The organism is Polycladomyces abyssicola (genome assembly GCF_018326425.1).
GTDB classification, from domain to species: domain Bacteria; phylum Bacillota; class Bacilli; order Thermoactinomycetales; family JIR-001; genus Polycladomyces; species Polycladomyces abyssicola.
Genome location: NZ_AP024601.1, coordinates 3,157,675 through 3,176,673, shown reverse-complemented (window position 1 = coordinate 3,176,673; position 18,999 = coordinate 3,157,675). Strand labels below are relative to the sequence as shown.

The following is an 18,999-nucleotide window of genomic DNA, read 5'->3' as shown; positions in this document are numbered from 1 at the left end:
TGAGCTTTTGGGGGATCTGTTTTGTTGCAGGATTGATCAGATCGGTTATACTGGAATACGAGCAGATGACCGAGCCGACAGGCTATGAGCAGGAGCGTGATGGATGGTGTTGCAACGGAAAGAGTTCGCTTTGGGGGACATCGTAGAGATGAAAAAACCCCACCCGTGCGGAACCAATGCGTGGAAAGTGATTCGCATGGGGATGGATATTCGGATCAAGTGTACCGGTTGCGGCCACAGCGTGCTCTTGCCCCGGTCGCAGTTTGAAAAGAAAATGAAAAAAGTGCTGATACAAGCAGCCGAACAAGAAAGCAAGGAATGAACGTTCCGCCTGAAAAGGCGGATTTTCATGTGAACGAAAGATGGGAGCGATTTGATCCCGATCAGGGGGAGATGACAGTATGCCATTGACGACGGGGATTGTAGGCTTGCCCAATGTGGGGAAATCGACACTGTTTAACGCCATCACACGGGCGGGGGCCGAATCGGCCAACTACCCGTTTTGTACAATCGATCCCAATGTGGGCGTAGTGGACGTGCCGGACGAACGGCTGGACCGTCTGGCCGAGATGGTGAAGCCCCAGCGGGTGGTACCGACACACTTTCAGTTTACGGACATCGCTGGTTTGGTGAAGGGGGCCAGCAAGGGTGAAGGATTGGGAAACCAGTTTTTGTCCCACATTCGCGAAGTGGACGCGATCATTCACGTCGTCCGCTGTTTCGAGGATGAAAACATCACCCATGTGGCGGGCAAAGTGGATCCGGCCAGCGACATCGAAACGATCAATCTGGAGTTGATCCTTGCCGATCTGGAGTCGGTGGAGCGCCGGTTGGAGCGTGTCAGCCGGCAGAAAAAAAGCGGGGACAAGATGGCCACGTTGCAACATGCGGCATTGACCAAGCTGAAGGAAGCCCTGACGGAGGGAATTCCTGCGCGCCAGGTGGAGCTGTCCGATGAGGAGCGGGAGGCGATTAAGGGAACGCTCAATTTGTTGACGGCAAAAAAAGTGCTGTATGCCGCCAATGTGGGGGAAGAGGATGCGGCTGATCCGTGGTCCAATCCGTATGTGCAGGAAGTGAAACGGATCGCGGACGGAGAAGGGGCTGAGGTGGTCCCGATCAGTGCCCAGCTGGAAGCGGAGATTGCCGAGTTGGAAGGGGAGGAACGTCGGCAATTCCTTGCGGAGTTGGGTTTGGAGCAATCCGGGCTTGATCGGTTGGTGGCGGCCGCGTATCAATTGTTGGGACTGATCACCTATTTCACCGCAGGAGAAAAAGAGGTGCGGGCCTGGACGATTCGCCGCGGAACCAAAGCACCGCAGGCAGCCGGTGTCATTCACAGCGATTTTGAACGGGGTTTCATCCGCGCCGAGGTGATTGGCTATGAGGACCTGATGGCGGCAGGTTCACTCGCGGCGGCTCGGGAAAAAGGGTTGTTGCGACTGGAAGGCAAGGATTACGTCGTACGTGACGGTGATATCATGCATTTCCGGTTTAATGTATAAATCGTTTGGACAGGACTTCTTGCCACCATCCATAGATTCTGTTAGAATGTAGAATTGTGGTTTTGTGTATATCCACTCCTTGTTCCTGCCGACGGGCAGGGACCGTCAAAGTCCAAAAGGAGGTGTAAAGGATGCGGAAATACGAGCTGATGTACATCGTGCGTCCGGATCTGGACGATGAGAACCTTCGCGCAACGCGGGAAAAGGTGCATTCGGTGATCACCAACAACGGCGGTGAAATCATCGAAGTGAACGAAATGGGCAAACGTCGTCTTGCCTATGAGATCAAGAAGTTCCGTGACGGCGTGTACACCGTGGTGACGTTCAACGCCACCCCGGAAGTCGTCAATGAACTGGATCGCACCATCAAGATCAACGACAATGTGATCCGCCACATGATCATCAACCTGGAAGAGAAATAAGGGTAGGTCGTTTGAGAGAGGAATCGGCGAACAAAGGAGAGTTGTTACATGCTGAATCGGGTGGTTCTGATCGGTCGGTTGACCCGGGATCCCGAACTCCGTTACACGCCGAGCGGTGTCGCTGTGGCTTCCTTCACCATCGCTGTGGACCGTCGGTTCACCAATCAGCAAGGGGAACGGGAGACTGACTTCATCCCGATTGTCACATGGCGCCAGTTGGCGGAGAACTGCGCCAACTACCTGAAAAAAGGCCGCCTGGTCGGGGTGGACGGTCGTTTGCAAGTCCGCAGTTACGAGAATAATGAAGGACGCAGGGTTTGGGTGACGGAAGTGGTAGCTGACGATGTCCGTTTCCTCGAACCGGCAGGAGGTGCGTCCCGGAATCCCGGCATGGAGGGGGATTCCCAGCGCTTCTCGCCGAAGAGCAACAACGATTTCGACGACCCGTTTGCGGATGATGGAAAGCCGATCGATATCTCTGACGACGATCTGCCCTTCTGATACGGAATCGTTTTTTGAAATCCCGCTTACGCGAAAGGAGGATGGAACATGGCTCGCCGTCGTGGACACAAACGCCGCAAAGTATGTTACTTTACGGTGAACAAGATCGATTACATCGATTATAAAGACGTGGACCTGCTGAAGAAGTTCATCAGCGAGCGCGGGAAAATCCTGCCGCGTCGGGTAACTGGAACTTCTTCCAAATACCAACGGCAATTGACCCGTGCGATCAAACGAGCCCGCCAAATGGCGTTGTTGCCGTACACGACCGACTAATGCGACAGGGGCGCAATAGCCCCTGTTTTTTTGCATCAGGCGGTGGAGAAGGATGGAAAAGCAGGAAAAGGCGCGTGGCATGTTGAAATCACTCCTCAAAGTTCCCAAAGGAGTGTTTGCCATGAGCCGGCCGGAGCAACATGTACAGATTGCCAAAAGTGTGAAAGTGATCGATTGGTTGAAGACGGAGATGCTGGATCAGCAGGCCAATCTGTTCAAAGGGTTGCATCATGCCAATCAGCACATCATCCTTGACAGTCTGGCCAGTCTGGTTATGGCGACATATGTCATGGCGCGCCGTTTGGGCTACTCATACAGGGAAATCGATCAGGTTGTCATACATAAATTGCGCGAGCACATTCGTGAAGGACATCAATTGGAAGAATGGTACGGGGATCTTTCCGCACTGGACGACTATATCAACAAGAGGTGACGCGGTTTTGACGGGACCAACTGATCGGGTACGGGACGGGTTTTGGTTATGCGCGGCATTCATCCTGCTGTTCGCCTCGCTCTTTACCCCGTTCTCTTTTTTCACCATCTGGCTTTTTCCCCTTCCATTTTTCATTCACACCGCCAAACGCTCGTGGAATTTCACAGTTGGATTTGCGTCAGTGTTGGGATTGCTTCTTTTACTGCTTTTTCATCCGGTTGTGCTTTCGCTGGCGCTGTTCGGTATGGCTACGGGGATCGTAATGGGCGAGCTATACCGACGGCCGCGCATGCGTGCCGTGGACGTCGTGCTGGGCGGCTGGGTCGTGTCCGTGTTGCTCCTGCTATTGACATTGGTAATCGCCGAACAATCATTCCATATCATAGAAGCGTTTCAGTCCGAGTGGAAAAAACAACTGATGGAAACTGAGCGATTGATGAAGGGATACGATATCAACTACGTGATGCCGGAACTGCCACTTTCGCTCTTCCTGCCTGTAACCTTGGGCACTGTGACGTTCGGTGTTGTGTCAGTCAGTTTCCTCATTGGCAGAAGGTGGCTTGTCAAACGGGGATTGCCGGGTAAATCCCTTCCGTCTTTTGATCGGTGGCGGTTTCCCCGGTCTTTCTTTGTAGTCTATCTGGGACTGATCCTGCTCACCCTGTTGAGCAAGTACGGCATCGGTGAACTGGCTCCGGCATTACCTGTCTTTACGCTGCTCATCCTGATCCAGGGCTTTAGCTTCTTGGCGTTTATCTTTCGTCGTCGCGGATGGAGTCGATGGTGGGTTGTTGCCTTCGCTGTCCTTTCCTTTCCGTTCCCGCTTTTGTTGATGGGTATTCACCTGATCGGCATGATGGATATGGGATTTGATTTACGCGGAAAAATAAAGGCCAACGATGAGTGAACCGGAAAAGCGCGAGGAGCGAATTGCGGGTTAATACTGCGCCCTGAAAGGAAGCAGGTCATGGCCGCTCCGACCTGGAGCGCAGGATGCGGGCAAAGTGCGCTTCGCTTAGAAGAAGTTGCCCGCGATTTCATTCCTGCCCTTTCCGAGTCGTCGCTCTTTGAACTCGGTTTGTTTTAGGGCGTTGAAAACCGTTTTTTGCTTTTCCGGCGCTTTTGGTAAAATAGAACCAAACTGCGCGGAATAAGGTTAAGAACATACAGGAAGAGCGGGTCGAGGGGATGTGACGATGCCGAAATTTATCACTCAGCGCTGGCACGGGTTACACATGGTGCTGTCCATGTGTTTCAGCCTGATTTTGATCGCGCTTCTCTCCATCTACCGTTGGGAATACGGCGTAATGGGGCTCACCCTCTTTTTTTTCATCGCGCTGATGTTGGTGCGGGCGGAACGTGTGTTCCGACAAGAGTTTTCACAGTATGTGTTGACGTTGTCGAAACGGGTGAAGGGAGCCACCCAGGAAGCGATCGATCATTTGCCGGTGGGTATTTTGCTGTATGACCGCGAACGTCGCATTGAGTGGCACAATCCGTTTGTACGACACATGATCCAAAAAGAGGAATTGATCGGGACATCATTGGACGAGTTGTTACCTGTCCTCAAGTCAGCTGAAAAAAAAGAAGAGGAGCCTTTCACCGTCGAGATCGGCGACCGGACGTTCGAGGTGATCCACCGTCGGAAAGAGAGACTCTATTATTTCCGCGACGTGACAGAGTTGGCACGACTGCAGGAACGATACGAACAGGAACGGGTCGTCATCGGGTTGATGCATCTCGACAACTTCGATGAAGCGGGTCAAGGTATGAACGATCAGGAGCGGACCCTGCTGCTGACGGAAGTGACAGGTGCGATTTCCCGATGGGCGCTCAAGCACGACATCAGTTTACGCCGTTATGATACCGACCGGTTTTTGCTCATCTTGGAACAGCGCGGATTAAATCAACTGATGAAAAGCCGGTTTGACATTCTGGATGAAGTGCGGGAGAAGACGCGACAAAACAAGATCCCCATCACGCTCAGCATCGGGCTGGCCGTCACGGGCGACACGATGATCGAACGGACGCAAAACGCCCAAGCCGCGCTGGATATCGCTCTGGCGCGCGGAGGCGACCAAGCGGCCGTGCACAATGGTGAACGCATCGTCTTTTTCGGCGGCAAGACCAATGCCGTGGAAAAACGGACCCGAGTCCGTGCGCGGGTGATTTCGCATGCGCTTGGCAATTTGATCCGCGACAGTGAACGGGTGTTGATCATGGGACATACCGAGCCGGACATGGACGCCTTGGGGGCAGCGATCGGCGTCTTGCGCGCAGTCCGGCAAAATGACCGAACCGGTTACATCGTATTGGATGAGGACGACCACAACCCGGGGATCGAGCGGTTGTTGGAAGCGATTGAGAAACACGATTATCTGCGTGAACGGATCGTCACACCCGAGCGAGCGTTGCAAATGGTGAACGATACCACGCTCGTCATATTGGTGGATACCCACAAGCCCTCACTCGCAATCGAACCGCGACTGTTGGACAGAGCGGAGCGAGTGGTAGTGATTGACCACCACCGGCGCGGGGAAGAGTTCGTGCGAGATCCGGTATTGGTTTACTTGGAGCCCTACGCGTCTTCCACTTGCGAGTTGGTGACCGAGCTCCTGCAGTACCAGAAAGACCGGACCGTCATGGACACGCTAGAAGCGACAGCGCTGTTTGCCGGTATCGTCGTCGACACCAAAAGTTTCGCATTCCGGTCTGGCTCACGTACGTTTGAGGCCGCTTCATTCCTCCGGCAGCATGGAGCGGACCTGGCAATGGTGCAGACATTGCTCAAGGAAGACTTGGATCGCTTTGTCAAACGGGCGGAGATTGTCAAAAATACGGAAGTGGTATACGATAAAATTGCGATTGCAACGGGTGAGGAAGGCGAACGTTACGACCAGATTCTAATCGCCCAGTCGGCTGACACCTTGCTCAACATGCACGGGATTCGTGCCGCATTCGTCGTATGCGAACGGGATGATGGTAAAGTGGCCATCAGCGCCCGATCGCAGGGAGATATTAATGTACAGGTCGTCATGGAAGAGATGGGTGGCGGCGGTCACTTGACCAATGCCGCCGTTCAACTGGAAAACGTGACGATATCGGAAGCGCGCGAGCGTTTGCTCAAGATCTTGGAGAAGGTGCACGAAGAAGGGAGCGACGCTGAATGAAAGTCATATTCCAGCAAGATGTCAAAGGTCAAGGAAAAAAAGGGGAGATCAAGGAAGTCTCCGAAGGATATGCGCGCAATTTCCTGTTTCCACGGAAGCTGGCCGTGGAAGCGACCGAGGGCAATCTGAGAGCCTGGAAAGATCAGAAACGACGGGAAGAAGCCCGACAACAACAAGAACGGCAACAAGCCCAAGCGTTGGCTGAAAAATTAAAGGATCTTCAAGTCACCATCCGCGCCAAAGCGGGGGAAGGCGGCCGGCTGTTCGGTGCCGTGACTTCCAAGCAAATCAGTGAACAATTGAAACAGGCACACGGACTGAAAGTAGATAAGAAAAAGATCCTGCTGGAAGAACCGATTCGTTCGCTCGGCGTCACACGGGTTCCGGTGAAACTGCATCCGGAAGTGACGGCGACCGTGGCCGTCCACGTGGTGGAAGAATGAACCGTGCCGATCAGTGCTCCACGCGCGGGTGGGGCGTTTTTTTATGGCAGCGGCTGGAGGATGATGGAACATGAGTGAGTTGTTTGCAGACCGTCTCCCTCCTCACAATCTTGAGGCGGAACAGGCTGTTCTGGGTGCCATCTTGATTGATCCATCCTCGTTGGTGACGGTGACGGAGCGGCTTCGGCCCGAGGATTTTTACAGACAGGGGCATCAACGGCTGTTTCAGGTGATGATTGAGCTGTCGGAACGGGGAGAACCGCTCGATCTGGTGACGATCACATCCGAGCTGCAGGACCGGAAGCTGTTGGAAGAAGTGGGTGGTGTCAGCTATCTGACCGAGCTGGCCGAAGTCGTGCCCACATCTGCCAACGTGGAATACTATTCGCGCATTGTGGAGGAAAAATCGATTCTTCGCCGGCTGATTCGGACGGCGACGCAGATCGCTTCCGCAGGGTATTCCGGTGGTGCGGAAGTGGCCGAGATTCTCGATGAGGCGGAAAAACAGATCCTGGACATCTCCCAAAGACGTCACCGCAATGGATTCGTGCCGATCCACGACATCCTGATGGAGACGTATGAACACATTGAGAAATTGCATTACAAAAAAGGGGAATTGACCGGGATTCCCACCGGATATACTGATTTAGACCGGATGACATCCGGTTTGCAACCGTCCGATCTGATCATCATCGCCGCCCGACCCAGTATGGGAAAGACAGCGTTTGCCCTCAACCTCGCACAAAATGTGGCGATTCGCTCCAAACTGCCCGTCGCTATTTTCAATCTGGAGATGTCGGCACCCCAATTGGTGATGCGGATGCTCGCAGCGGAGGGCAATATCGACGCCCAGGCATTCCGGACGGGCAATCTGACGGAGGAGGATTGGGAAAAGCTGACGATGGCGATCAGCACATTATCGGAAGCGCCCATCTTCATCGATGATACGCCTGGGGTGACTGTGTTCGATATCCGTTCCAAACTGCGTCGGTTGCAGGCGGAACATGGACTGGGTCTGGTACTGATCGACTATTTGCAGTTGATCTCCGGTCGAGGAGGGGAAAGCCGGCAACAGGAAATCTCCGAAATCTCCCGCTCTCTCAAGTTGATGGCACGGGAATTGAATGTGCCGGTTATTGCACTGTCCCAGTTGTCGCGTGCGGTGGAACAGCGTCAGGACAAGCGACCGATGCTGTCCGACCTCAGGGAATCCGGTTCGATCGAGCAGGATGCGGACGTGGTGGCGTTTTTGTACCGGGACGATTATTACAACGAGGACTCCGAGAAGAAAAACATCTTGGAAGTCATTATCGGTAAACAACGGAACGGCCCCGTCGGCAAGGTGGAATTGCTGTTCCTCAAAAACTACAACAAATTTCTCAGCCTGGATCTGCGCCACGGCGAGCCGTCGATCTAGGATATGGCTCATCTACTACGTTCGTATGTATTTCCCCGAATATATTACTTTTATTGCGATTGGAATGTTCGGTTTTGAGATTGACACTCTGACTTGTATTGGGATAGACTATGTATTGTGTTCGGAAAACTGGTGGAAACCGCCGCGAAGGAGGAATGACCCATGTCGACGGTGGTCGTGGTCGGCACGCAGTGGGGAGATGAAGGGAAAGGAAAAATCACCGATTTCCTCGCTGAGAAAGCCGAAGTAGTGGCACGATACCAAGGCGGTAACAATGCGGGACACACCATTGTGTTCGGAGGAAAACGTTACAAACTGCACTTGATCCCTTCCGGCATTTTTTACTCGGACAAAATTTGTGTGCTGGGTAACGGAATGGTGCTCAATCCCGAAGCGTTAGTGGAGGAGCTGGATTATCTGCACCAAAATGGCGTGTCCACGGACAATTTGCGCATCTCCGATCGCGCGCACGTGATCATGCCGTACCATCTCAAATTGGATAAGGCCGAGGAAACGCGGAAAGGTGCGGGTAAAATCGGCACCACCGGTAAAGGGATCGGTCCTGCTTACATGGACAAAGCGGCGCGGATCGGCATTCGCGTAGCCGATCTGTTGGACAAAGACATTTTTGCCGAGAAGCTGAAACGGAATTTGGAAGAGAAAAACCGCTTGCTGGAGCGGTTCTACGATATGACCGGCTTTGATTTCGATGAGGTGTACCAACGGTATCTCGCCTGTGCGGATCGGATTCGTCCGTATGTGACGGATACATCGGTTGTATTGAATGATGCGATCGATCAAGGGCGTCGTGTGCTGTTTGAAGGGGCACAAGGTGTCATGCTGGATATCGACCAAGGGACGTATCCTTTCGTGACTTCGTCCAACCCTGTGGCGGGCGGTGTTTGCATCGGCTCCGGAGTGGGTCCGACCAAGATCCATCAGGTGATCGGGGTAGCCAAGGCGTATACCACCCGCGTGGGTGACGGCCCGTTCCCGACGGAATTGCACAATGAGATCGGTGATCGCATCCGGGAGATCGGGCGCGAATACGGAACCACCACCGGGCGTCCGCGTCGGGTGGGTTGGTTTGACAGTGTTGTGGTCCGTCATGCACGCCGCGTCAGCGGCATTACCGGACTGTCGCTCAATTCGATCGACGTGCTCACCGGTTTGGAAACAGTGAAAATCTGTAAGGCCTATCGATACAAAGGGAAAATCATCGAAAACTATCCGGCCAATCTGGAAGTATTGAAGGATTGCGAACCGGTCTATGAGGAATTGCCTGGCTGGAAAGAGGATATCACCAAAGTGCGCAGTTACCATGAACTTCCGCTGGCTGCTCAACACTACGTGGAACGGATTACCCAATTGACCGGAATTCCGCTGGCTATCTTCTCGGTGGGACCGGATCGGGATCAGACGATTCAGGTGCGACCCGTCTATGCGTGAACGCCTTCGGGCGTTCTTTTTTCATTTGTGATACGTCTCTCCCCGGCTGATTTTGAACGCGCGGTAAATCTGCTCCAACAAAATCAAGCGCATGAGTTGGTGGGGAAAGGTCATCTTGGAGAAGGAAAGGAGCAGGTCGGCGCGCTGAAGCACTTCCCCGGATAACCCGTAAGATCCACCGATGACGAAAGCGATCCGGTTGGTTCCGTAGGTACCCAACCGATCGAGATGGGCGGACAATTGCTCGGAGGACATCGATTTCCCATCGATGGCCAGCGCAATCACATAGGCATCGGGATGAATTCGTTTCAGAATGCGCTCTCCTTCCTTGTTCTTGATGATTTCCGCTTCCGCTTCACTGACCGGATCGCGGGCATGTTCCTCCGCCACTTCCACCATGTCCAGTTTGGCGTAGGCGGACAGGCGTTTGGCATACTCATCAATCCCTTGTTTGAGGTAACGTTCTTTCAGTTTCCCCACGGCGATGATTTGAATGTTCACCGATGTAGCTCCTCTCCTTCAAAAAGTTCCTTTCTCTCTCATGTCGAGGGTGTTTATGAATCTGTTGTCCAAGTCAGTACATAGTCGGCCGATTTGCCACACCAGTGGCACACAGCGGGGGATTCCGTACGGACAGTTTGATCCGGCCAAGGTAAAATGGTGGGTGCGACTGCGAAATCATCGACGATTCCGTCGATCACCACATCCATGTGTGCTTCGCAGGCAAATCGATATGAGGATTCCGGCAAGGGTTTCACCTCCGAGACATACTTATCCACAAGTTATCCAGAAGTTATCCACATTATCCACAGTATCCACATGCAAAACCCCTGCCGCCACACAGGGTTGACAGGGGTTGTTTGACATTACGGTGCGGGTTGCTCTGACAAACGGACCGTAGCCGACTGTTTGCTGTTGCCGCGGTAGTACGTGACTGTGATCGTGTCGCCCACCTTTTTGTTGGTGTAGAGGTATTTCCGGAATGCCGCAGCGGTACGTACCGGTTTGCCATCTACGGCCACGATGACATCGTGTGGTTCCAATCCCGCCTGGTCAGCCGGTGTTCCCGGTTGTACATCCCGGATCAGGATGCCCGATTTCACGTCGTCGGGCAGTTGCAGTTCCGCCCAATATTCCTCGGGCAAGGCATCCAAATCCATGAGGCTGATCCCCAGGTAAGGGCGAATCACCCGGCCATGTTGGATCAGATCCTGAATGATCGGCTTGGCTTCATTGATCGGAATGGCGAAACCGAGCCCCTCCACACCCTGTTCCGCGATTTTCAGTGTATTGATACCGATCACCTGCCCCGCTACGTTGACGAGGGCGCCCCCGCTGTTGCCGGGGTTGATGGCCGCGTCGGTTTGGATCACGTCGATTGCCGTCGTTTCATTTACTTGAATCGAGCGTTTGGTGGAGCTGATAACCCCCACGGTGACCGATTGGGAAAAGTCGAGTCCCAAGGGGTTGCCGATCGCAATGGCCGGTTCCCCGGGTTGTAACGTGTCGGAATTGCCCAGCGTCGCAATGGTTTTGATCCCGCGTGCCGGAATTTCCAACACCGCCAGATCCGTGACCGGATCGGCCCCCAGTATCTTGGCCGTCAATTTGGCGCCACCGTTGTCCTTGGGCAGAACCACCTGCACTTTTTGTGCGCCTTCAATCACATGGTTGTTGGTGATAATGCGCACCTTGCCGCCGACTTTTTCGAAGATGATCCCCGATCCCGTTCCTTTTTGCACGGTTCCCGGGTTGAATGGATCACCGGTTTCTTGCAGGTTGACCACACCCACCACCGCCGGGCGCACTTTTTTGGCGGCATTGATGATGTCTGAGTTGACGCGTACGCTGACATTTTTCTGTGTCCCTGGAACGTTTTGCAATTGCCGGTCATTGGCAGCATACGGAGACAGCCAGCCGCTTTGCGCCAGAGCCGGCATCAATAACAACACCAGCAAACCGCCGATCAACCCGGACACAAGGGCGATCAGCCAAATGGATGCCCGCCGCGGCCCGTTCCCCCGATTCCCTGATCCACCGTTTCCGGCAGGGGGTGGTGGTTCCGGCGGTTGCGGCCCGCCACCGTGGTTCATCGACTCGGACGACCTGTTCCCGCCTTGGGGTGGGGGATTGAACGAAAACTGCGGACGAAACGATGTTTCTGGATCATTCGACTGACCTGGGCCCTGTGAATATTGTCGAAAGTCCAACGAAATCCCCGCCTCCTCACTGATTTCTCGCGATCGTTTTCATTATGCGAATGGTGCAATCATATTATACTAACCGGGAACTTGCGTTAGGAAGCGCCCGCTCGGTGGGTGATGAGATGTAGTTTTTTTGTCATATTGAGTTTATACCATGTTGTCGGAGGTATAAACTGAAAAAATGATGAAACTACAGGCAAAAGGAGCCGACAACCGCTGTGTTTGCAGCTGGCCCTGTTTTTATGAAGAAACAATCCGCCGGCAGAACCGGTCTGGCCATGAAGAATAGGAGGGAAATGAGAGATGTCTCACGAGCAACGACCGCCTTTTACGCTGGAGAATCGGCGGTGGGCGGAATGGAGCCTGGGGGCGGAGCTGGCTGATGTCAAACAAATGATCTATCATGATTCTCTGTTGATTACGGCATTGATCGAGGAACTGATTGACAAACGGGTGATCACGCGGGAAGAACTGGTTGAACGTACTTGCCGTCTGGATCAGGAGTTGTTGTCTCCCCGGCAACAGAATGAGGGAAGATGAACCGGGGAGATTAAGACCGTTTTTTCAACACGGGGCGGAGCGGAGTGGGTTGATCGTGACGGGTTTCCCACAGCCGTACATGACGCCCGACGGTAAATTCGGCTTCCTCCAACATTTGCTTCACTGTCATATGGGCCAATTCCGTCAGATTGTTGTCCCGACTCAAATGTGCCAGATATACGTCCTCTCCATTCCCCGTCAAGATGTCCGCCAACGCTTCGCCCGCGTCTTCGTTGGACAGATGGCCGACGTCACTCAATATCCGGCGTTTCACATTCCACGGATATGCGCCCATCCGCAGCATCTCCACGTCGTGATTGCTTTCGAAGATCAGGACGTCCGACCCAGACACGACATCCTTGATGCGCTGGTTGACGTATCCGGTATCAGTCACCAGGGCCAACACGTGACCGGCATGCTCAAAACGAAAGCCGACCGGTTCGGCGGCATCGTGGGACACGGGGAAGGTGTGGATGGTCAGGTTGCCGATTCCCCATGTGGTACCGGTTTCGAACACGCGACGGTTACGTTCGTCGATCGACCCCACGCTGGAAGGCAGGGCCTGCCAAGTGGGTTCATTCATATATACTGGTATGTTGTATCGACGGGAAAACACCCCCAGCCCTTTCACATGATCGATGTGTTCATGTGAGACAAGCAGGGCTTGGATGGAAGCGGGGTCTACACCGATGGTTTTCAGGTGTTGTTCCAGTTGTTTGCCGCTGAGTCCCGCATCTACCAGCAAACGGATTTCATCCGTTTCCACATACACGGCGTTGCCGGTGCTCCCGCTGGCCAGTATGCTAAACCGCATATGTATTCTCCTTTTACTTTTTACGTTTTTTCGAGTCGTCTGCATCGTTTTCCGGCTCTCTCCCCCTGCGCCCTCGAAAGGGAGCGGGGAGGCGCAGGCACGGGCAGGAAATGGCCCGTGTCCTGCGCTTTCAGGATCGATGCACAGTCGGAAGTGTAGACGCTCGTACCTGGGAGATCGCCCTAGTCGAGCGATTCGACGGCCCCCGTCATTGCGTTGACGTAGTAGGTTTTGGGAGATTTGTTTTTGTCCTGAACCACCACGCGCCATACGGGGGACAGCACCATTGATTCCGCATCGTATTGCTGCCCGTGGTATCCCAACTCGATGATGGGGATGCGGGCTTCCGCGGGTATCTTTCCGCTTTCGATCAGATTCAGTAGGGCGATATAGGCCGGTGTCACCCGTTGTCGGGTATCTTCCGCATGAATGGACAGCGGCGTCCATTGAATGGTCAACCGGCCGTTATCCAGATAGGCTTCCACCTTTCCCTCAAACAGGGGGTATCCTTCCCATGTTTGATAATAAACGCGTTTACCCGATTGCAGCAACACCGTGTCGGTGCGATAGGTGGAAAAGTTTTCGATCTCCCGTCCGAGTAATCGGTTCAAATCGTCAGGTCGGGATACTGACGGAAAGGTATAAAACTGTTTGGTATAAGCCCCATCCGTCCGTTTCCATCCGTCTCCCGGCTGCTCCAAGTGGGCTTCCAACAGCGGGATGGTGGGTTGTTCTTCAGGGATGGACCGCCGGAGTTGAATCTTCTTGTTGGCCATCAATTGCTTCAGGTCATTCATCGTGGATTGCGCCACGTTCAGCGATTCGCTCCGTTCTTGCTGGATTTCCAGCAACTGAACGGTCAAAAAGGCGTTCAGACAGAGGAAGGCGAGTATCAGCACTGTTTTGGCTCGATTCCAATCCATGACGCGTCACCCCGTAGGCAAGATGTGAGGATCGCCGTTGGCTCGCATGACGATCCACACCGGTTTCAGTTTGACGTGCTCGTTGCCCATTATTTCCGTTTGGTAACCCAAAAAGAGGTCACGGACGTCAGTCGGCGCGATGTGATTTCGGTTCAGCAGGTTGAGCACGCCGTCCTTGTTGGGGAGGCGGACCGCATTCACTTCCTGCGGATCGGATGACAGGTACAACAACGAACGCTGATACATCGACACTTCTTCTTCGGTACTTTCCAATTCGATTCCAAACGGGTCGAGATCCGGGTTTTTGGATTGGATGGAAGTTGGCCAGTAAACCGGCAAACCGTCGACGATCAGGCGGAAGTGATAATGATTGGTGGCATTTTCACTGTTTTGTGTGATGCGATCCAACAAGTAATTTCCGGTCCATCCGCTGTGTTTTTTTACAAAACGGTTGATTCGATCCAGTTCCAGTGACGGAGATGCAGGTTCCGTTGCCTTGGCGGAAGACGTATACTTCATCTCCTGTTTTTGGTTGTCGTACTGCAAAAGACGCGCACTGTCGGTATAGACGACCGAACGGTTCTGGGTCGTAAATCGGCTGATGAGCGTCGGATCGTTAAACAGCCAACTCTTCATGGCATCGATCTGAATCTTTTTCAACCCATACACTCTTTCCGTCGCTGGTACCGATTCTTTCGGCAGATAAAAGGCATGCGGAAACTTGGGAACCGGAGAGGCGGTGTCCAACGGGAACTTGTCGGTTGTATAAAACGGGTCGACGGGTTCCATCTTCTGGCGAGCAATTTCGCCCAATACACTGTGAAAGCGTGCGATGGTCGTTTGTGCTTGCATCACTTTTTGTTCACTGTCTGAAATGATCCAAGTGATAATCTGGTTATTTTGGATGAACACCCAGATCCGGCTGACCCATTTCAGTTGGGACAAATCGATGTCATCCAGGTAAAAGGCGCTGATCACTTCCGACGGCACATCGCGGAAATAGCGCAGTTCCACTCCCGTTGCCTGCTGATACAGTTGGTTCCACTGTTCGGCAGTGGGAGTGATGAGGTGCAGGTTTTCCAGTTTGCAGGCGTGCAAGCTTTTGATCAGATTGTCGTAGCCGTTTCGCTCCGGTAGAATCCATGCCGTGGCACCGCCGTGGTGCCAGATGATCTGGTGGGGGGCGACCAGTTCGTACATCTGCTTTTTGTTGTATTTCTCACTTCCAATCTGCGGGCGGGTGACATACAGCTGTTTGTTGCCCTCATAAGAGGGGGAGCTGTACCATAACAACCCTGTCTGTACAAAACTGAGCAGGATGAGGAAAGTCAACAATGCTGTTTTGACATGCTCTTTCATCGCACCACCTCGGGTTCGCAGGGCGGGAGAGAAAAGTAAACGGTGGTTCCGCGCTGGTATTCGCTGTCAATCCCGATTTGCCCGCCGTGTGCCTGTACGATTTCCTTGGCGATGGACAAACCTAAACCGGTACCGCCCATGCTGCGCGAGCGGGCTTTGTCCACTCGGTAGAAACGTTCAAAAATCCGGGCGAGATCCTTTTTGGGGATGCCGATCCCGGTATCCGAAACCGACACTTCCGCCGAACCGTCTGAGCGCCGTCGTGCACGAACCGTGATGGTTCCGCCTTCCGGCGTGTACTTCACGGCATTGGACAGCAGGTTGTCCATCACTTGATCCATTTGGTCCCGGTCCACATACACCCGCGGTAACGGTTCGATTATTTGGAGCTTGAGGTTGATCTCTTTTTGTTGGCATGGGACGGAGAAACGCTCAACCACTTTTTCCAGCATGCAGCGCAAATCAGTCGGTTTTTTGTTGAACCGGGTCTGTTTCGCATCCAGTCGGGACAGATGCAACAGATCCTGGATCAGACGCGCCATTCGATCTGCTTCCTGCAGGGTGACGGAGAGAAACCGTTTGGCCAGTTCCGGTTCGTTCATCGCACCGTCGTCCAGCGCTTCCAGATAACTCTTGATGGTGGTGAGCGGCGTACGCAATTCATGCGACACGTTGGCGACGAATTCTTTGCGCCTGCGATCCAGTTTCTCCTCTTCGGTCACATCCTGCAAAACGGCGATCAACCCGACCATTTTTTGCCCGGAACGTTGAATGGGTGTCAGCGTGATCTTGATGATCTGCATTTCTTCCGTATCGTCAGGGTTCATCTCCAGATAAGTGACCCGTTCCTCTTCCAGCGGCAATGCGATCGGGTCGGACAGCGGCAACACATCGTTGATCGGCTGTCCCAGTGGAATCGGTTTGCCGAGCATTTCCTCTGCGGGTTGGTTGGAGACGATCGTTTTACCTTCACGGTCAAAAGCCAACACGCCATCGCTCATGTTGGCCAAAACTGATTCCAGTTTCTTTTTTTCTTCCTCGTTTTGCGACAGTGCATCGCGCAGATGTTGAGCCAGATGGTTAAAGGCGGTGGCCAGCTGTCCGATCTCATCGTTGCTTTTGACTTCCACCTGGCGGTTGAAATCCCCCTCGGCCATGGCGGTTGCTTGTTGGGTGATCGCCTTTACAGGACTGGAGATGGTGCGGGCAATGATAATCCACAACAACGAAGTAATCGACATCGTGGCGAGCGGAATTTTGATCAGCGTGATGCTGATCCTGTTGATCGTGTCGTACATTTCCTCCATGGAGACCTCAAGATAGACGGCTCCCACGATCCGTCTGTCCCGCTGGATGGGCACGGCGACCACCTTCATTCGGAATCCCGTGGCTGGATCGATGCGGACGCCCCCATATCGCCGCCCGCTTTCCAGCGCTTGTGTCGCTTTAAGGTTCTTTTGACCGATCACACTTTTGTTGTCCCCCGTCGTGCTGACCACGATGCCGTCTTTGTCCACCACTTGGACGGTGGCCTGTCCCTTGTTGTAGGTGAACAACTGTTGGACGAGCTGATTGAGCTCGTTGATCTCTTTTTGGTTGTCCACTCCCTTGCTGAGCAGCTCCGACAGATCGGGTGGCGTTGTCAGCACGCGGATCTGCTTTTCCAGTGTCTTGTTGAATTCGTCGAAATAATATTTTTCCAGCGACCGAAACAAGTAGACACCGGTTAATTGCATCGCGATGAGGATCAGCGAAAGATAGATAACGACCAGTTTCCATTGGATGCTTTGAAACATGCGAAACCAACGTTTCATAGCCTCACCGCTCCACGGAGGGATCCCGCATCGTGTATCCGATGCCCCGACGTGTGATGATGTATTTCGGCTGGCTGGGATCATCCTCCACCTTTTCCCTCAGTCGACGGATCGTGACGTCCACGGTGCGTACGTCACCGAAATAGTCGTAACCCCACACCGATTGCAGCAGGTGTTCGCGCGTAAGCACCTGATTGACATGTTTGGCCATATACAGGAGCAGCTCGAATTCCCGGTGTGTCAGGTCGATCGGCTTGGCATGCTTGGTCACCGAGTAACTGACGGGATCGATTGTCAAATCCCCGATCCGTATACGGGAATCCTCCTCATCCTGCTTCTGCTCGGACTTATTTTGCTGAAACCTGCGCAAATTGGCTTTGATCCGGGCCAGCAGTTCCCGGTTGCTAAACGGTTTGGTTACATAGTCGTCTGCACCGATTTCCAAACCCAGCACTTTGTCCACTTCCGAATCCTTGGCAGTCAGCATGATGATCGGAAACTGGTATTTTTGCCGCACCTGACGGCACACTTCGATCCCGTCTGTTCCGGGCAGCATCAAATCCAGCAACATCAGGTCCGGCGGGGAGGCGAACACCCGCTTCAGTGCGCTGTCCCCGTCGTATACGCATTCGACTTTGTATCCTTCTTTGCTCAGATTAAATTGCAAAATATCGGCGATGGGACGTTCATCTTCCACGACTAAGATCTTCGCACCCAAACGCAAAACCTCCCGATCGTCCTTATCCGCTTACTGTTTGTTTCAACCACTGATCAAACGATTGCTCGACAGGTCGGCCGAAACATTGCCGCCATGCATCAGCAAAAGGGACGCCCTCGGCCAACATGTGTTGTAAGCGGTCTATCCGCTTGCGCCCCTCCGTTTGCACCATGTATCGGAAGAACAAAAAGCTTTCCCGGTAAGCCAATGCCTGATTGGGCAGGCGGTCAAACGACCGGTCCAATTCACGATAAGAATACGGCTGGTGATAGCGCAAATTGTTGGCTTTCGTTTTCCACTCGTAACCGAGTGCCTGGTATTCCACCCATTGGGCGAATGCTTCGGTGTACCATCTGGGGAAATTGCCCCTCGTTAACTGATCCAGGTACAAATGGGCGAATTCATGGTGCAACGGACCCTGAGAATGGAAAATCCGCCGCCACTTCCACGGGTTTTCCTTGAGAGAAGCTGTTTGGTTCATCCAGCAGTCGGGATTGAGCAAATAGATGGTGCCAGCATAGTAGACGCCGGATGCTGAGACTCCCGGTTCCCATCCGAACCGTTCCCGTAACGATGCTCTGTCCGGAAACAAATAGATGTGAACCGGTTGTTCGATTTGCCATCCCCAGTATGTTTGAAAATCACGTGCTGTCTTCTCTGCTTCGTCGACAATGACGGCTGCCTGATCAGCCAATTGGGGCGGATAGGTCAGTATAACAGACGGTTTGCGGATAGTGGCCCACTGATGAAAACGAAGCTCATCCAACAGTTGGTTTCCCTCATACATGACGGGTTGCGCCCATGAGATTCCCTGTCTGCTGAAAAATAAGAAAACCGCCACCCATAGAAGGAAACGAATCCATCGTGCGGTTGTTTTCATTTTCGCACATTCCTTTCCTTGAAACAATGGGGGTTCAGCAGAGTGACACCCGTGTGATTTCTACCAGTTTAACACATTTTTGTAGATAGAAGGTTAGTAAGATGGTGGGAAATTTGGGCGAATGAACGATG

Annotated in this window: 21 protein-coding genes; 12 read left to right on the top strand and 9 right to left on the bottom strand. The window is 53.3% G+C overall.

All coding sequences use genetic code 11. The annotated features are described in order from the left end of the window. The first annotated feature begins 109 nt into the window (after positions 1-109). The 11 genes from KI215_RS15730 (at position 110) to KI215_RS15680 (ending at position 9,616) form a co-directional block, all read left to right on the top strand. Positions 110-322, top strand: coding sequence for a DUF951 domain-containing protein (locus tag KI215_RS15730; RefSeq protein ID WP_212775246.1), 213 nt, complete (start codon positions 110-112; stop codon positions 320-322). 79 nt (positions 323-401) lie between these two features. Further along, positions 402-1,505 (top strand): redox-regulated ATPase YchF, encoded by a 1,104-nt coding sequence (gene ychF, locus KI215_RS15725; RefSeq protein ID WP_212773614.1) that lies wholly within the window; start codon positions 402-404, stop codon positions 1,503-1,505. Between the two features lie 131 nt (positions 1,506-1,636). After that, positions 1,637-1,927: a 30S ribosomal protein S6 gene (gene rpsF, locus KI215_RS15720; RefSeq protein WP_205492316.1), complete on the top strand. Its 291-nt coding sequence runs from the start codon at positions 1,637-1,639 to the stop codon at positions 1,925-1,927. Positions 1,928-1,975: 48 nt separating this feature from the next. Continuing rightward, complete coding sequence (gene ssb, locus KI215_RS15715; RefSeq protein WP_212773613.1) at positions 1,976-2,428, top strand: single-stranded DNA-binding protein; 453 nt, start codon at positions 1,976-1,978, stop codon at positions 2,426-2,428. 48 nt (positions 2,429-2,476) lie between these two features. Continuing rightward, complete coding sequence (gene rpsR, locus KI215_RS15710; protein WP_205492314.1) at positions 2,477-2,704, top strand: 30S ribosomal protein S18; 228 nt, start codon at positions 2,477-2,479, stop codon at positions 2,702-2,704. A gap of 52 nt (positions 2,705-2,756) precedes the next feature. Next, positions 2,757-3,137 carry a MazG-like family protein gene (locus KI215_RS15705; RefSeq protein ID WP_246512146.1) on the top strand — a complete coding sequence of 127 codons (381 nt, stop codon included), beginning with the start codon at positions 2,757-2,759 and terminating at the stop codon, positions 3,135-3,137. A 7-nt stretch (positions 3,138-3,144) separates the two neighbouring features. Then, a complete protein-coding gene (locus KI215_RS15700; RefSeq protein WP_212773612.1) occupies positions 3,145-4,044 on the top strand; it encodes a DUF2232 domain-containing protein in 900 nt (299 codons plus the stop codon). 289 nt (positions 4,045-4,333) lie between these two features. After that, positions 4,334-6,307: a DHH family phosphoesterase gene (locus tag KI215_RS15695; RefSeq protein ID WP_212773611.1), complete on the top strand. Its 1,974-nt coding sequence runs from the start codon at positions 4,334-4,336 to the stop codon at positions 6,305-6,307. Further along, positions 6,304-6,750 carry a 50S ribosomal protein L9 gene (gene rplI / locus KI215_RS15690; RefSeq protein WP_212773610.1) on the top strand — a complete coding sequence of 149 codons (447 nt, stop codon included), beginning with the start codon at positions 6,304-6,306 and terminating at the stop codon, positions 6,748-6,750. The genes KI215_RS15695 and rplI overlap by 4 nt, the downstream gene beginning before the upstream one ends. Before the next feature lie 70 nt (positions 6,751-6,820). Next, positions 6,821-8,167: a replicative DNA helicase gene (dnaB, locus tag KI215_RS15685; RefSeq protein ID WP_212773609.1), complete on the top strand. Its 1,347-nt coding sequence runs from the start codon at positions 6,821-6,823 to the stop codon at positions 8,165-8,167. 162 nt (positions 8,168-8,329) lie between these two features. Next, positions 8,330-9,616: an adenylosuccinate synthase gene (locus tag KI215_RS15680; protein WP_212773608.1), complete on the top strand. Its 1,287-nt coding sequence runs from the start codon at positions 8,330-8,332 to the stop codon at positions 9,614-9,616. Positions 9,617-9,637: 21 nt separating this feature from the next. On the opposite strand, the gene rlmH is transcribed toward KI215_RS15680, so the two are convergent. From rlmH to KI215_RS15665, 3 genes are all read right to left on the bottom strand, one after another. Beyond that, a complete protein-coding gene (gene rlmH, locus KI215_RS15675; protein ID WP_212773607.1) occupies positions 9,638-10,117 on the bottom strand; it encodes a 23S rRNA (pseudouridine(1915)-N(3))-methyltransferase RlmH in 480 nt (159 codons plus the stop codon). Between the two features lie 53 nt (positions 10,118-10,170). Further along, positions 10,171-10,365: a CxxH/CxxC protein gene (locus KI215_RS15670; RefSeq protein WP_212773606.1), complete on the bottom strand. Its 195-nt coding sequence runs from the start codon at positions 10,363-10,365 to the stop codon at positions 10,171-10,173. 117 nt (positions 10,366-10,482) lie between these two features. Continuing rightward, entirely contained in the window at positions 10,483-11,709 is a 1,227-nt protein-coding gene (locus KI215_RS15665) for a S1C family serine protease (protein ID WP_212773605.1), read from the bottom strand. A gap of 414 nt (positions 11,710-12,123) precedes the next feature. Between KI215_RS15665 and KI215_RS15660 the strand changes: the two genes are divergently transcribed. Continuing rightward, a complete protein-coding gene (locus tag KI215_RS15660) occupies positions 12,124-12,360 on the top strand; it encodes a hypothetical protein (protein WP_212773604.1) in 237 nt (78 codons plus the stop codon). Between the two features lie 10 nt (positions 12,361-12,370). Here the strand turns inward: KI215_RS15660 and KI215_RS15655 are convergent, their stop codons facing one another. The 6 genes from KI215_RS15655 to KI215_RS15630 form a co-directional block, all read right to left on the bottom strand. Further along, the gene (locus KI215_RS15655; protein WP_212773603.1) at positions 12,371-13,174 is read right to left on the bottom strand and encodes an MBL fold metallo-hydrolase; all 804 of its coding nucleotides are present in this window, start codon (positions 13,172-13,174) and stop codon (positions 12,371-12,373) included. 182 nt (positions 13,175-13,356) lie between these two features. Then, positions 13,357-14,097 (bottom strand): two-component system regulatory protein YycI, encoded by a 741-nt coding sequence (gene yycI, locus KI215_RS15650; RefSeq protein WP_212773602.1) that lies wholly within the window; start codon positions 14,095-14,097, stop codon positions 13,357-13,359. A gap of 6 nt (positions 14,098-14,103) precedes the next feature. Then, entirely contained in the window at positions 14,104-15,456 is a 1,353-nt protein-coding gene (locus KI215_RS15645; RefSeq protein WP_212773601.1) for a YycH family regulatory protein, read from the bottom strand. Continuing rightward, the gene (locus KI215_RS15640) at positions 15,453-17,270 is read right to left on the bottom strand and encodes an ATP-binding protein (protein WP_212773600.1); all 1,818 of its coding nucleotides are present in this window, start codon (positions 17,268-17,270) and stop codon (positions 15,453-15,455) included. Before KI215_RS15640 ends, KI215_RS15645 begins: the two co-directional genes overlap by 4 nt. A 4-nt stretch (positions 17,271-17,274) precedes the next feature. Continuing rightward, on the bottom strand, positions 17,275-17,988 hold the full coding sequence (gene yycF, locus KI215_RS15635; RefSeq protein ID WP_212773599.1) for a response regulator YycF: 714 nt from the start codon (positions 17,986-17,988) through the stop codon (positions 17,275-17,277). A 22-nt stretch (positions 17,989-18,010) separates the two neighbouring features. Then, the gene (locus KI215_RS15630; RefSeq protein WP_212773598.1) at positions 18,011-18,868 is read right to left on the bottom strand and encodes a peptidase MA family metallohydrolase; all 858 of its coding nucleotides are present in this window, start codon (positions 18,866-18,868) and stop codon (positions 18,011-18,013) included. Between the last annotated feature and the right edge of the window lie 131 nt (positions 18,869-18,999).

Excerpts from the sequence above, each read along its gene's own strand:
- KI215_RS15695 (WP_212773611.1), top strand. The coding sequence starts at position 4,334 with ATGCCGAAATTTATCACTCAGCGCTGGCACGGGTTACACATGGTGCTG.
- KI215_RS15630 (WP_212773598.1), bottom strand. The coding sequence starts at position 18,868 with ATGAAAACAACCGCACGATGGATTCGTTTCCTTCTATGGGTGGCGGTT.
- ssb (WP_212773613.1), top strand. The coding sequence starts at position 1,976 with ATGCTGAATCGGGTGGTTCTGATCGGTCGGTTGACCCGGGATCCCGAA.
- rplI (WP_212773610.1), top strand. The coding sequence starts at position 6,304 with ATGAAAGTCATATTCCAGCAAGATGTCAAAGGTCAAGGAAAAAAAGGG.
- yycI (WP_212773602.1), bottom strand. The coding sequence starts at position 14,097 with ATGGATTGGAATCGAGCCAAAACAGTGCTGATACTCGCCTTCCTCTGT.
- rpsF (WP_205492316.1), top strand. The coding sequence starts at position 1,637 with ATGCGGAAATACGAGCTGATGTACATCGTGCGTCCGGATCTGGACGAT.
- KI215_RS15665 (WP_212773605.1), bottom strand. The coding sequence starts at position 11,709 with ATGAACCACGGTGGCGGGCCGCAACCGCCGGAACCACCACCCCCTGCC.
- dnaB (WP_212773609.1), top strand. The coding sequence starts at position 6,821 with ATGAGTGAGTTGTTTGCAGACCGTCTCCCTCCTCACAATCTTGAGGCG.
- KI215_RS15655 (WP_212773603.1), bottom strand. The coding sequence starts at position 13,174 with ATGCGGTTTAGCATACTGGCCAGCGGGAGCACCGGCAACGCCGTGTAT.
- rpsR (WP_205492314.1), top strand. The coding sequence starts at position 2,477 with ATGGCTCGCCGTCGTGGACACAAACGCCGCAAAGTATGTTACTTTACG.
- KI215_RS15640 (WP_212773600.1), bottom strand. The coding sequence starts at position 17,270 with ATGAAACGTTGGTTTCGCATGTTTCAAAGCATCCAATGGAAACTGGTC.
- ychF (WP_212773614.1), top strand. The coding sequence starts at position 402 with ATGCCATTGACGACGGGGATTGTAGGCTTGCCCAATGTGGGGAAATCG.
- KI215_RS15705 (WP_246512146.1), top strand. The coding sequence starts at position 2,757 with ATGGAAAAGCAGGAAAAGGCGCGTGGCATGTTGAAATCACTCCTCAAA.
- KI215_RS15680 (WP_212773608.1), top strand. The coding sequence starts at position 8,330 with ATGTCGACGGTGGTCGTGGTCGGCACGCAGTGGGGAGATGAAGGGAAA.
- KI215_RS15645 (WP_212773601.1), bottom strand. The coding sequence starts at position 15,456 with ATGAAAGAGCATGTCAAAACAGCATTGTTGACTTTCCTCATCCTGCTC.
- KI215_RS15660 (WP_212773604.1), top strand. The coding sequence starts at position 12,124 with ATGTCTCACGAGCAACGACCGCCTTTTACGCTGGAGAATCGGCGGTGG.